The sequence below is a fragment of the Lactococcus sp. FSL W8-0209 genome, assembly GCF_038006585.1.
Classification (GTDB): domain Bacteria; phylum Bacillota; class Bacilli; order Lactobacillales; family Streptococcaceae; genus Lactococcus; species Lactococcus lactis.
This window is the reverse complement of the sequence record NZ_JBBOVN010000001.1, coordinates 1,223,660-1,236,655: the sequence shown is the minus strand read 5'-3', so window position 1 is coordinate 1,236,655 and position 12,996 is coordinate 1,223,660. Positions and strand designations below refer to the sequence as shown.

The following is a 12,996-nucleotide window of genomic DNA, read 5'->3' as shown; positions in this document are numbered from 1 at the left end:
AGCCTCCTATTGATAATGTCGCATAAACAGATCTTCAAGTGTTGGTGGTGTGGCTTCCAGCTTCTTTACCCCATAAAGTAAGAGCGTTTTTAAAATTTCATCTATTTCATCTGAATCGGCTTGAAATGTCGCTTCATTCTCTTTAATTTGTAAATCATGAACAGAAGATAATTCTTTTAAGCCAACAGTTTCTTGCTCTGTTTCAACTTTATACTGATATCTGGTCAAATGTCGTAAGTCATCAAGTGTGCCTGTTTCAACAATCTCTCCTTTTCGGATCACCGCTACCCTATCAGCTAATTTTTCAACTTCTGATAAAATATGACTTGATAAAATAATTGCTTTGCCAGCAGCTTTTAGTGCTTTTACTTCTTCTTGAAAAACGGCTTCCATAAGTGGATCCAAACCACTCGTTGGCTCATCAAAAATATAGAGCTCAGCCTCAGTTGCTAAAGCAGCAATGAGCGCAATCTTTTGTCGATTTCCTTTAGAATAAGAGCGAACTTTTTTCTTAGGATTTAAATCAAACTTTTTAATTAATTGGTCTCGTTTTTCTTGATTGATTGCTCCATGAAGTTTTAAAAATAAATCAATCGTTTCTCCGCCAGATAAATTTGGCCAAAGATAAACATCCCCTGGAACATAAGCAATTTTTTTATGAATCTCAATTGAATCTTGCCAGACATCCTTACCAAAAATTTGAACTTTTCCTTGGGTCGCTCGAATGATTCCAAGCAAAATTCTAATAGTTGTTGATTTCCCAGCACCATTAGGGCCAATATAGCCAAGAACTTCTCCAGCATTTACCTCAAAAGAAATATCTTTTAAGGCTTGAAATTGACCAAAGTTTTTTTGAAGTCCTTTTACCTCAACTAGCTTATCCATCTTTCTTCCTCCTGAATTTTATCCTCTATTATTATAAAATGTACTGAATCATTACTTATAGTTCATATTTTACGCTTACATTTGAAATAGTTCAAGAAAAAAGCTATAATTTTTGATAGTAAATATCCAATCCAATCAAGTTGAAAGGAACTTTTATGAATCAAACAGAAAAAAAGAAAAAAGCGATTCTAGAAACCACTTTTCACTTATTAAACCAAAAAACAATTAGAGAAATTACCGTTGACGAAATTGCCCACAAAGCGGATGTTTCAAAAGTGACACTCTTTAAATATTTTCATAGCAAAAATCAATTGATTAACCAGGTTATTAGGCAAAATCTCAATCAATTGTCTTTGGAAATTAAAACTCTTATTGAAAGTAATTTAGATTTTAATCAGACTTATCAAGCAATTCTTCAATTAAAAATTCAGCAACTTGAACTTTATCAGCCGATTTTTTCAGAAAACATGATGACTCAATATACAAATAGTCCTGAATTACTAGATGATGATGCCCTTTCTTTACAGAAGCAGATTTATCTATTACTTTTTCAAAAAGGCCAGGCGGAAGGAAAAATTTCTAGTGATTATAGCCAAGAAGATTTTCTTCTGATTTTAAGTATTTTCAATTCAGGAATGAAAGGTTTATCAATGAATTTACTTATAGAAAAAGCTGAAATCGTTTCTCGTTTTTTCCTCAATGGCTGGAAATAAGACAAAGTATAAAAAAACTAGCAAGAATATCTAGCTAGTTTTTTTAATTCTCAATTTTTCTTAACTCATTAGCTTGTTCAACAAGTTTTCTAAGTCGGTGATTTACTCCAGACTTCCCTAAAGGGGGTTCAAGCAACTCTCCCAACTCTTTAATTGTTGCTTCAGGATTTTCTAGACGTACACGAGCAATTTCCTTTAAATTCTCTGGAAGTTGTTCTAATTCTTTTCTCTCATTAAGAAATTTAATAGCATTAATTGCTTCTTGAGCCGCCATAACTGATTTAGCAATATTAGCATTTTCAAAATTGGACTGCCGATTAGCTAAACCACGCATTTCACGCATAATCTTCGCCTCTTCAAATTTCAATCTTGCTTTCATCGCTCCAATTAAAGTCAAGAAATCCATTATTTCTTCAGCTTTTGATAAATAGAGTATCCAGCGATTTTTCCTTTCAATAACGCGCGCATTTAAACCAAAATCTCGAAAAATTTCTTGTAAATCTTCCGCATGTTCCTGATATACACTAGCAATTGATAACTGATACTCACCTTTTTCAGGATTATGGAGAGAGCCTGCCGATAAAAAAGCACCTCGTAAATAGTCCTTTTTGATAAATTCGTCATTTTTAACAAATTCTGGCACACCATTATCCAACATCAACGAATCTGCTAAACTTAATTCATCTAATAATTCACTCGCACCCTCAGTTATAAAAACCGTATAAACCCGATTTTTAGAGAGTGTAGTCTTTTGATGAACACGAATTTCAGCATGGACATCGTAGAGTTCTCTTAACATTTGATAAATATATTTAGCAGTTCCAGCATTTTCAGTCGTAATCGATAAAGTTAATCCATTAAAAATACCCACAGAGCCATTCATTCTGACAAGTGCCAAAAGTGCTCCAGTTGTTGCTAAATTACTCGTTAATTCTTTTTTTACATCACTTGTGAAACTCATAATTCTTTCTATACAGGACAGGATATTTTTTCCCTGCTCTATTCTTTCTGTCAGACTTTTTTCTTATAAAAATTTACTGACAAACACTCTGTCAGTAAATTATTTTAATGTCTAAACTCTTGACTTTGTGAAATTGCGACAATTTCTTTAGCAACAGCCTCACCATTATGAAAGGCTCCGCCGTCACGAAGTTCAAGGAAGTTATTAGAGATAACGTTGACCTCTTCTGCTTTTAATGCCTCAAAATTATGGTCAACTTGAACCAGATATTCATCAAATTTATTCGTATTCATGTATTCTTCAGGAACTTCTTGAATATTCACCAAGACAGTATCAATCACTTTTGTCCCAATATGTTCATTTAATACTCGAACATGGTCAGCATCTGAAAAATGCTCTGTTTCACCACGCTGAGTCATTATATTACAAACATAGACAATTTTAGCCGAGGTTTTCCAAAGAGCCTCGCAGATTTCTGGAATAACGATATTAGGTAAAATCGAAGTAAAAAGTGAGCCAGGTCCCAAGACAATGGTATCTGCTTCCATAATTGATTTCACTACATTTTTGGACGCAACTGGACTATCACCACTAGCTGTTTGAGTTAAATAAACATGGTCAATCAATCCCTTATAGCTAGCAATATGACTTTCACCTAAGACCTCATGACCATCCTTAAAAACAGCATGTAAGGTCAATGCGGCATCAGACGAAGGATAAATTTTCCCTTCCACATGAAAAAATTGAGCTAATGTTTGAATTGCACGATAAGTTGAACCCTGCATTTCAGAAACTGCTGCAATAATTAGATTACCCAGAGGATGACCAGCTAATTCACCATCAGATTTATCAAAACGATATTGTAAAATATCAGCATAAAACTTGGGCATATCTGACATGGCAATCAATACATTACGCAAATCACCTGGCGGTGCAATATTCACCGCTGAACGAATTCGCCCAGAAGACCCACCATCGTCTGCCACAGTTACAATAGCCGTTAAATCAATTTTTTCTTTACGAAGTGCTTTTAAGACAACTGGAATTCCAGTTCCTCCACCAATAACTACAACTTTTGGATTGCTCATGAACGATTTACCGTTTCCTTTCTACGGTCTTTATCTCTATGACTGACATTGAGATGCCATTTATCCTTCAAAGCCGCAGAGACTCTTTCAGCAAAAGCAACCGACCGGTGTTGACCACCCGTACAACCAAAAGCGATTGTTAAAACTGATTTACCTTCTTTTTTATAAGCTGGAAGAATTGGAACTAACATTTTCATCAAATTTTCATAAAATTCTTCCGACTGTGGATGTTCCATAACATAGTCATAAACTTCTTTATCTGTTCCATTTTTATCACGTAATTCAGCAATATAATGCGGATTTGGCAAGAAACGGACGTCAAAGACTAAATCGGCATCTAAAGGCAAGCCATACTTAAATCCAAATGACATAACTTCAATTCTAAATGTAGATTCCGTACTAGAAGCAAATTTTTGTAAAATTCTTGCCCGAAGATTTCTTGGAGTCAATTCGCTTGTATCAATAACCACTTCTGAAAGATTTTTTAAATCAGCTAAAATTTCACGTTCTTTAGTAATTCCATCAAGCGTTCTACCATCAATAGCAAGAGGATGACTTCTTCTAGTTTCCTTATATCTTGAAACCAATTCAGTATCATTTGCATCTAAAAATAAAAGTTTGAAATTAACAGACCCGTTATCCGTCAATTCAGTCACAATACTTTGAATATCTTCAAAGAAAGCGCGTGAACGCATATCGACAACCAAGGCAACTTTATCAATCTTATTATCTGGTGTATTCAAAAGGCCCACAAATTTTTCAATTAAATTTGGTGGCATATTATCTACTGTGAAATACCCCATGTCCTCAAAGGATTGAATGGCAACCGTTTTACCTGCCCCAGACATCCCTGTAATAATCACAATATTGAGTTTATTCTCCATCTCTTTCCTCCATTTTCATCTTACTCTTTTTAATTTTTTCTTCAATAAATCTAACTACTTCAATTTTTAATAATAGGATTCAGAGCATTGGTGCAATTAAACGAGCTAAACCTTCTTTAAAACGAACTAACTTAGTACGTTCTTCATAACGCGCTAAAGTTAATGGACGGCTCAATTTCAAATCCTTCATAAAATCATTTCGTAATTTTTGAGAAATGTCATAATCATAGATAACAACATTGGCTTCAAAACATAATTGCAAACTTCGATAATCTAAATTAGCTGACCCAACTGAAGCATACTCTCCATCTATAATCAATGTTTTAGAGTGAACAAATCCATTTTCGTAAGTATAAACTTTCGCACCATATTTAACTAAATCAGCAGCATGGAAATAAGTCGCCCAATAAACCAGTGGGTGGTCCGGCTTATTTGGAATCAATAATTTAACCTGTACACCCGATAGTAATGCTAATTTTATAGATTCATGTAAAGCATCAGACGGAATATAATAAGGGGTTTGAATGATAATCTCTCGCTCTGCACCCGAAATCATCTTCATGTAAGTTAATTTGATTTGCTCTTTGTCCTCATCTGGTCCCGAAGTTACAAGTTGAGTCGCTACATGACCTTCAACAATCGAATCTGGGAAATAAGGCTCTCCCTCGGTTACTTCAAAATGATGTTGAGAATTCCAGTCTAAAATAAAACGATGTTGTAGGCTATAAACAATATCACCAGTCAAACGTAAATGATTGTCACGCCAATAGCCAAATTTCTTTGTAATTGAAGCATATTCATCACCAACATTAAATCCACCTGTGTATCCAATAATTCCATCAATAACTACAATTTTACGGTGTAAACGATAGTTTGTTCGTGGATTAACTAAAGGCATAATTAATGGGAAAAATTGCGCTACATGCCCACCAGCCTCCTGAAGTTCTTTAAAATTAGACATTTTTGTTTTATTTGAACCCCAAGCGTCAATTAAAAGTTTAACTTCCACTCCTCGTTTTGCAGCTGCAAGTAAAGCATCATAGATTTCATGACCCATTCGATCCATCCGAAAAATATAATATTCCATATGAACGTGATGTTTTGCTTTATTAATATCCTCAATCAGAGCATTAAATTTCTGACGTCCATCATTGAAAATTTTCACACCAGTATTTGTTGAAATAATTGATTTTTCTTCAACATAAAGCATATGAATCAACTGACCAATTACATGATTTTGTCTCATTTTTTTAATAAATAATCGATCTGTGTAAGATTTTTCAGCATGTTCTAATTGTTTTTCAAAACCCAACTGAAACCTTTTTCGGTCTTTAAAAATACGATAATGTGAAATGCCACGTCCAATGAGTAAATATAAAATAAAGCCTATGATAGGCAGTAAATTAACTACAAAGAGCCATGACCAAGTTGCCGCTGTTGATTTTCTTTCCCTAAAAATAATGACAAAGGATAATATAACATTAAGGAAAAAAAGCGCCAGCTCAAAAAGTGCAATAAAACTCAAAATAATCTCTCCCAATCCCCCAGTTTACTTCCTCTATTATATCAAAAAAAGCGGTATTAAACCGCTCTTATTATTCTCATTCATTTTTATTTTGCTTTTTTCAATGCACCAAATAATAGGCCTGAAACAATTGCGCCAATCAAGATGAACAAGAGATAAAGTAAAGGATTGTTTGTCAATGCGAGAACGAAGACTCCACCATGTGGTGCCATCAATTTAATGTTTGCCATACCAGTCAAACCACCGGCTACTGCTGCTCCAATCATAAATGATGGAATTGCGCGTGCGGGGTCAGATGCACCAAATGGAATTGACCCTTCAGTGATGAATGAAAGCCCCATAACGATATTTGTCAAACCAGCATTGCGTTCTTCTTTAGTAAATTTATTTTTAAACAAGATAACAGCGACTGTAGTTGCAAGTGGTGGAACCATCCCACCAGCCATAACGGCGGCCATTGTTACTGAGCCACCAGTTGAAACTGTTGCTGCTAAAGTACCAGTTGCAAAGATATAAGCAGCTTTGTTAATTGGACCGCCAAGGTCAATAGCCATCATTCCACCAACAACTAAACCAAGTACAAGGGCAGATGCTCCTGATAGACTCGCTAAGAAGTTAGAGAGACCGGTATTAATTGCTGCCATTGGTATATTGACAAAGAGCATTAGGAAACCTGTGATAAATGTTCCAACTAATGGATAAATCAAGATAGCTTTAATTCCATCAAGTGAACGAGGAAGTTTTGCAAAAGCTTTACGTAAAAGGATAATGACACCACCGGCAAGGAAACCACCAACTAGGGCTCCTAAGAAGCCAGATGGAATCATTTTAGCAGGATCTAAATGACCAAATGCAAGACCAGAAGATGCCATAGAACCAGCGACAAAACCAGCAACTAAACCAGGTTTATCAGCAATGGAGTTAGCAATGAAACCAGCTAGAACAGGCAACATAAAGGCAAAAGCTGCACCACCAACATTTTTAAAGTAAGCTGCTAAAGGATGATAAACTCCTAGATTAGCCAATTGACTTTGAGGAACTCCCATTGCTTGGTCAATCAAGAAAGCAAGAGCAATAAGTATCCCACCACCAACAACGAATGGAAGCATTGCAGAAACCCCACCCATTAAGTGTTTATAGAATGCTTTTCCTAATCCACCAGATGCTTCTTCTTTTACTTCACCAGATCCGTCTGCTTCATAAATTGGTGCTTTACCTGAAAGTGCACGATTAATTAATTCTTCAGTATCTCGGATGGCATGTGCAACTGGAACTTGAACCATTTCTTTACCAGCAAAACGATTCATTTCAACTTTCTTATCCGCTGCCACAATAACAGCATCTGCTTTTTGGATATCGGCTGCACTTAATTTATTATCAATTCCACGCGCACCATTGGTTTCAACTTTAATTCCAACGCCCATTTCCAAGGCTTGTTTTTTAAGCGCTTCTTCAGCCATATAAGTATGAGCAATACCCGTTGTACAAGCCGTTACAGCTACAATATAATGTTCAGCATTTTCAACAGTCTTAATTTCTTCTTGTTTTTCAGAAAAAAGCTGAATGACCTCTCTTGGATACTCAACTTTTCTCAAACGATCTTGGAAACCGTCTTTAAGAAGATAAGTTGAAAGTTGTGCTAAAGCTTCCAAGTGAGTATCATTAGCACCGTCTGGTGCTGCTATCATGAAGAAAAGATTGACAGGTTGTCCATCTAATGCGGCGTAGTCAACACCAACTTTTGATTTTGCAAAGAGTACGACTGGCTCATTGACCGCTGTATTTTTACTGTGAGGCATTGCAATTCCGTCACCAAGTCCAGTTGAAGTCTGTGCCTCACGTGCCATAATTCCTGCTTTAAAAGTTGAGAAATCATTGACATAACCTTCAGAAACTAATTTATTGACCATTTCATCAATAACGGCTTCTTTGCTAGTTGCTTGGAGGTCAAGAATCATAACCTCTGTTTTAAGTAAATCTTTTATTTCCATCATTTCACCTCTGAAATATTAACTTTTTTATAAATTTCTTCCAAAAATGCTCGGCTTGGCATATCATCTGAGAATGCCTTTGAAGTTCCACAAGCGATTGCTTGTCTAAACGCTAATAGCGGGTCTTTAGACTGGCTATATTCAGCTAAAAATCCTGCAACGGTCGAATCACCAGCACCAATAGAATTTTTTAGCTCTCCTTTAATCCCTTGAGCAAAATAAACTTTCTCATTTGTAAAGAGGAGTGCTCCATCACCAGCCATTGATACGATAACATTTTGAGCACCCATTTCTAAAAGTTTTTGACCATAAGGAATGATTTGCTCATTATTTTTGAAGCTTGTTTCAAAGATTGCTTCTAGTTCTTCTCGGTTTGGTTTAATGAGTAGGGGATGAGCAGGAAGCGAATCAAGTAATTTTTGACCATCAACATCCATGACAAAAGTTGCTTTTTGCTTTTGGACTTTAGCAATCAAACGCTCATAGAAATCTTCACCAAGACTTTTAGGTATTGTACCTGCAAAGACAACGATATCATCTTCTTTCAAATGATCAAATTTTTCAAGAAATTGATTAATTTCACTTTCTTGAAGTTTTGGTCCAGCCGCATCAAGACTTGTTTCGTTTTCCTGACTTTTCAGCTTGACATTAATTCTTGTCAAATCTTCTATTTCTGTGAAATCCGAATCAATCTGATTCTCATTTAAGAAATCTTTAATATATTGACCAGAAAATCCACCTAGAAATCCTAGTGCCTTGCTTTTGGCACCTATAAGACTTAGCATGCGGCTTTCCATAATTCCTTTACCACCTGCTGAAATCTGTGTTTTCCCTGTTCGATTCACCTCACCAAGTGCTAACTCTTCATAATTCATGAAGTAGTCAAGTGCTGGGTTGAGTGTTACTGTATAAATCATAATTCTCCTTTATTTAAGACGTAGGTTTACAAATACTAACTTTTAGTGAAATCTTTTCACACGACTCATTTAAAAACAAACGCTAATTGTTCTCGGTAATTAATTCAACTTCTTCAGAATTAGTAAATTTGACAAAACTCATTTGTCCTAATTTAGAAGAGTCGGCTAATATGAAAGCATTCTGACTTTCTTTGACTGCTAGTCCTTTTATTGCTGCTTCTTCATGGTCTGGTGTCATTGCTCCGTGTTCATTGTCAAAGCCGTTAGCCCCAACAAAAGCACTATTGAATTGATAAGCAGAAAGTTGTTCTAAAGCCTGACTCCCAATTATTGCATCTGTTACCTTTTTCACTCGTCCACCGAGCAGATAGACGATTAATCGGTCATCTGTTAATTTCGCCAAATGACTGACAGAGTTGGTTACAATCGTTAAATAAAGATGAGATTGATTGATAAGTTCAGCTAAGATACCAGTTGTAGTCCCAGCATCTAAAAAAATAATATCCCCATCTTTAATTTTCGATAATGCTTTTTGAGCGATTTCTTCTTTTTCTTGAATGTTTTTGGAAGTTTTTTCGGAAATACTTAATTCTTCCGATAAGTCTTGTGTAAGTTCTGCACCACCGTGAACTCGTCTTAAAGATTTTTCTTTTTCCAATTCATTCAAATCTCGCCTAAGTGTTGATATAGAGCAATCCATTAATGTAAGAAGTTCTTCAATCGTTGCTCTTCTTTTTAATTTTAGATAGTCAACAATCCGTCTTTTTCTTTCATTTGCTAACATTTCCATCTCCTGAATTCGTTTACAAAAATCATTATAACACCTTTATCTTTCAAAATCAATCATTAACTATCATTTTCTTCCAAAAAAATTCAAAAATAAAAAACTATCTAATAATAGTTTTTATTTAAAGTGTTCAAGTAATTGATGAGCGCTTTCCAAATAGTAGTCAACAGCAACTTTTAGAGTTTCATCTTGAACGACCATATCAGCAAAATGAAGTCCAGAAGCCCCTTGTTCATTTGAACCAATAAAAGCAAAGACACTTGGAGCTTGCTTTTGATAATTAGCGAAGTCTTCCCCCGCACTTGACGGCTCTGGATATACCACCTTATCATGCCATTGCTCGGTTCTTTTCCTGATGACATCTGTCAACTCGAAATCGTTGAACGTGAGGTCCGCTTCCATTAACCATTTAATCTCTAGTTCAACATCATAAACTTTTGCAGTGGCCTCGGTAATTTGACTGAATCTTCTCTTTGTTAAGGAACGTACTTCATTGTCAAAAGTTCTTATTGTCCCTTCTAAACGAGCATTGTTTGGTAAAACATTCCAAGTATTTCCGGCTTCAATGTGTGTGACAGATACAACAGCAGCTCTCAGTGGTGAAATATTTCTAGAAACAATTTGTTGTAGATTTTGAACGATCGCAGCACTAGCTAAAATCAAATCTTGACCTTCTTGCGGATATGCCGCATGACTTCCTTGACCTTTTATTAAAATTTCAAAACGTTCAACGGCTGCCATTACTCCACCCTCACGTAAGCCAATTACTCCAGCTGACAAAGTAGGCATATTATGGTAGCCAATAAAAGCTTGAACATCTGAAACTAATCCTGTTTTTAGAATTTCTTTGGCTCCTTCGCCAATTTCTTCGGCAGGTTGAAATATAAGTTTGATTGTCCCACTAAACTGACTTTCCTTCTCTTTTAGAATTTTAGCAGCTCCTAAAAGACTAGTCATATGTAAGTCATGACCACAAGCATGCATTGCTCCTTTGTTTACAGAGGAAAATTCTAATCCTGTTTCTTCTAGAATAGGCAAGGCGTCAATATCTGCTCTTAGCGCAATAATAGGTTTTCCTGAGCCAATTTTTGCAACAAGTCCTGTTTTAAGCTGACTATCCATTATTTCAATTTGCCAATCTGCTAATTTTTGACGAATAAATTTTGTCGTTTCAACTTCTTTTTCTGATATTTCGGGATGAGCATGAAGATAATGTCTAATTTCAACAAGCTCTTGGTATAAATTTTCTTCAATCATAAAAATAATTGTATCAAAAATAGCGAAGGTTGCTCCTTCACTATTTCTTGTGACTTCATTTAAATTTTAAATCAGACCCGCATCTTCTAAAAGTTCTTCAATATATGTCCCTTTGATTTTTTTAAGTCCAACTTTGAGCGCTTGTTTTTTAATAAATGAGAGCTCTAAATCTTCTAATTTTTGCTTATCTGATAGATAGTAGACTGAACTTGTTAAAGTTCGTAAATCATAAGCTGAAGCATAGACTTCCGGAACACCGCGATCAACGTTTAATAATTGATAAACAGCTTCCATCGCAGTTCTGACTGAATACTCGGTTGTAAAGACTGTATCATGCTCAGTTTCCGCAAAATTTCCTAAAAACGCTAAATTGACTGATTGTTCAGGTACTACAAGAGGCCGATCTCCTGGTTCACGAAGCATGAAATAAGAAGTAATGAAAGGCATATATACTGGGATTGTATTAGTATTTTCTTTAACAAATGCTTCAATTTCTTCTTCTGGCATTCCTAAATGATAAAGTAATTCTTGAGTAATTTCTTCACCTGTACAATCTTCAATTGGTTTTTTGATATAGTTCCCAGGTGTATTTGAAAGAAGACCATAAACCCAAGTTACTGTTTCTTGGTCATTTTGTTCTTTAAAATGAGGTTGGCGGTGAGTTGTAAATGAAAGGAGCCAATTTGAATCTTTAACAGTAATAATTCCTCCTGTGACAACTTTTCCTGAACGCAATTGACGATGTGTTAATTTTTCAAAATAAGGTTGAATTTTTAAATTTTTCCAAGTAACAGTTGCTGATACAACCCAAGCTTCTTTTGGAATGTCCTTACAAAAAACATCTGGATGTCCAAATTCTTCTGATTGTTTGGCTAAATTTTGCCAAAGTTTCCAAGAGCCACCAAGTTCACTAGTTTTCGGAGCGGCTTGTGTTGGTGAACCTTGAGTTGAACTTTCTGTAATTGAACCATTTGTAACAAAAACCAAGTCATTTTCTGTCAGTTCTTTTATTTTTTTGTCAGCAAATACAATAGCTTTTGCTACCTTTTTGCCATTTGAAAAGTCAACTTCAACATTTTCAACCTGTGCTCCATATTTAAAATCAACTCCATGATCTTTTAAGTATGAAATTAATGGTTTTACTAGCGATTCATATTGATTATATTTTGTAAATTTTAGGGCAGAAAAATCAGGTAGCCCTTCAATATGGTGGATGAAGCGCATAATGTAACGACGCATTTCAATAGCTGAATGCCATTTTTCAAAAGCAAACATTGAACACCAATAAAGCCAAAAATTTGATTCGAAGAACTACTTGTAGGTAAAACAATCTTCTATTGTTTTACCTACAAGTAGTTCTTCTTTAGTCATGAACAATTTGATTATTTCTTCTTGAGCTTTTGGACTTAGTGTAAATTTTCCATCGTCATCAACCCGTTCACCACGATTATGGATAATACGACAGTTAGATGAATTTGGATCATCACGGTCAATTCGATAAAATTCATCTAAAACAGACGCATTGTCCACTTCTAATGACGGAATTGTTCGGAATAAGTCCCAAAGACATTCAAAATGGTTTTCCATTTCACGTCCACCACGAACAACGAAACCATCATGTGGAATAAATGAACCGTCAAGAGAACCTCCTGACAACGGTAACTCTTCTAAAATATGAATACGGTTCCCTGACATTTGACCGTCACGAATTAAAAATACTGCTGTTGCAAGCTCTGCAAGGCCTGCCCCAATAATATAAGCTGATTTTTGATCAACATTTTCTGGTTTTCTTGGGTGAACGAAAGCTTCATAATTTCCATTTGTATAACGCATAATAATTAACCTCCTCTAATCTAAACAACATCTTTTTTGACTAATTTTATTAGTCTTTTTACTTTTAATTCTCCTCCAATCTCTTACTAATTTCATCATAGTACAAGAAGAAAATGATTGCAAGAATCTGAAATAGTTTTTAGACAACATGTCTA

Annotated in this window: 10 protein-coding genes and 1 pseudogene; 1 reads left to right on the top strand and 10 read right to left on the bottom strand. The window is 35.3% G+C overall.

Annotated features, from left to right (window positions below; genetic code table 11):
- Positions 1-6: 6 nt before the first annotated feature.
- Positions 7-885, bottom strand: a complete 879-nt coding sequence (locus tag MKX45_RS06160; protein ID WP_340816913.1) for an ABC transporter ATP-binding protein — start codon at positions 883-885, stop codon at positions 7-9.
- A gap of 155 nt (positions 886-1,040) precedes the next feature.
- Between MKX45_RS06160 and MKX45_RS06155 the strand changes: the two genes are divergently transcribed.
- Complete coding sequence (locus MKX45_RS06155) at positions 1,041-1,598, top strand: TetR/AcrR family transcriptional regulator (protein ID WP_015426242.1); 558 nt, start codon at positions 1,041-1,043, stop codon at positions 1,596-1,598.
- A 43-nt stretch (positions 1,599-1,641) separates the two neighbouring features.
- Here MKX45_RS06155 and whiA read toward each other — a convergent pair whose 3' ends face one another.
- From whiA to MKX45_RS06110, 9 genes and pseudogenes are all read right to left on the bottom strand, one after another.
- Positions 1,642-2,559 carry a DNA-binding protein WhiA gene (gene whiA / locus MKX45_RS06150; RefSeq protein WP_015426241.1) on the bottom strand — a complete coding sequence of 306 codons (918 nt, stop codon included), beginning with the start codon at positions 2,557-2,559 and terminating at the stop codon, positions 1,642-1,644.
- Between the two features lie 104 nt (positions 2,560-2,663).
- Positions 2,664-3,647 (bottom strand): gluconeogenesis factor YvcK family protein, encoded by a 984-nt coding sequence (locus MKX45_RS06145; RefSeq protein WP_128267896.1) that lies wholly within the window; start codon positions 3,645-3,647, stop codon positions 2,664-2,666.
- On the bottom strand, positions 3,644-4,531 hold the full coding sequence (rapZ, locus tag MKX45_RS06140) for an RNase adapter RapZ (RefSeq protein WP_012897599.1): 888 nt from the start codon (positions 4,529-4,531) through the stop codon (positions 3,644-3,646). The genes MKX45_RS06145 and rapZ overlap by 4 nt, the downstream gene beginning before the upstream one ends.
- 79 nt (positions 4,532-4,610) lie before the next feature.
- Positions 4,611-6,056 carry a cardiolipin synthase gene (gene cls, locus MKX45_RS06135; protein WP_015426239.1) on the bottom strand — a complete coding sequence of 482 codons (1,446 nt, stop codon included), beginning with the start codon at positions 6,054-6,056 and terminating at the stop codon, positions 4,611-4,613.
- A gap of 86 nt (positions 6,057-6,142) precedes the next feature.
- Positions 6,143-8,047 carry a PTS fructose transporter subunit IIABC gene (locus MKX45_RS06130; protein WP_340817269.1) on the bottom strand — a complete coding sequence of 635 codons (1,905 nt, stop codon included), beginning with the start codon at positions 8,045-8,047 and terminating at the stop codon, positions 6,143-6,145.
- On the bottom strand, positions 8,047-8,964 hold the full coding sequence (pfkB, locus tag MKX45_RS06125; RefSeq protein ID WP_057720660.1) for a 1-phosphofructokinase: 918 nt from the start codon (positions 8,962-8,964) through the stop codon (positions 8,047-8,049). Before pfkB ends, MKX45_RS06130 begins: the two co-directional genes overlap by 1 nt.
- Positions 8,965-9,046: 82 nt before the next feature.
- Positions 9,047-9,748: a DeoR/GlpR family DNA-binding transcription regulator gene (locus MKX45_RS06120; RefSeq protein WP_340816912.1), complete on the bottom strand. Its 702-nt coding sequence runs from the start codon at positions 9,746-9,748 to the stop codon at positions 9,047-9,049.
- A 120-nt stretch (positions 9,749-9,868) separates the two neighbouring features.
- Positions 9,869-11,008 carry a M20 peptidase aminoacylase family protein gene (locus MKX45_RS06115; RefSeq protein ID WP_254255456.1) on the bottom strand — a complete coding sequence of 380 codons (1,140 nt, stop codon included), beginning with the start codon at positions 11,006-11,008 and terminating at the stop codon, positions 9,869-9,871.
- Between the two features lie 66 nt (positions 11,009-11,074).
- Positions 11,075-12,841, bottom strand: a pseudogene (locus MKX45_RS06110) (oleate hydratase).
- Positions 12,842-12,996 lie beyond the last annotated feature (155 nt).

Bases quoted from the DNA above. Each gene is read 5' to 3' on its own strand.
- MKX45_RS06160 (WP_340816913.1), bottom strand. From the start codon at position 885: ATGGATAAGCTAGTTGAGGTAAAAGGACTTCAAAAAAACTTTGGTCAA.
- MKX45_RS06155 (WP_015426242.1), top strand. From the start codon at position 1,041: ATGAATCAAACAGAAAAAAAGAAAAAAGCGATTCTAGAAACCACTTTT.
- whiA (WP_015426241.1), bottom strand. From the start codon at position 2,559: ATGAGTTTCACAAGTGATGTAAAAAAAGAATTAACGAGTAATTTAGCA.
- MKX45_RS06145 (WP_128267896.1), bottom strand. From the start codon at position 3,647: ATGAGCAATCCAAAAGTTGTAGTTATTGGTGGAGGAACTGGAATTCCA.
- rapZ (WP_012897599.1), bottom strand. From the start codon at position 4,531: ATGGAGAATAAACTCAATATTGTGATTATTACAGGGATGTCTGGGGCA.
- MKX45_RS06130 (WP_340817269.1), bottom strand. From the start codon at position 8,047: ATGGAAATAAAAGATTTACTTAAAACAGAGGTTATGATTCTTGACCTC.
- pfkB (WP_057720660.1), bottom strand. From the start codon at position 8,964: ATGATTTATACAGTAACACTCAACCCAGCACTTGACTACTTCATGAAT.
- MKX45_RS06120 (WP_340816912.1), bottom strand. From the start codon at position 9,748: ATGTTAGCAAATGAAAGAAAAAGACGGATTGTTGACTATCTAAAATTA.
- MKX45_RS06115 (WP_254255456.1), bottom strand. From the start codon at position 11,008: ATGATTGAAGAAAATTTATACCAAGAGCTTGTTGAAATTAGACATTAT.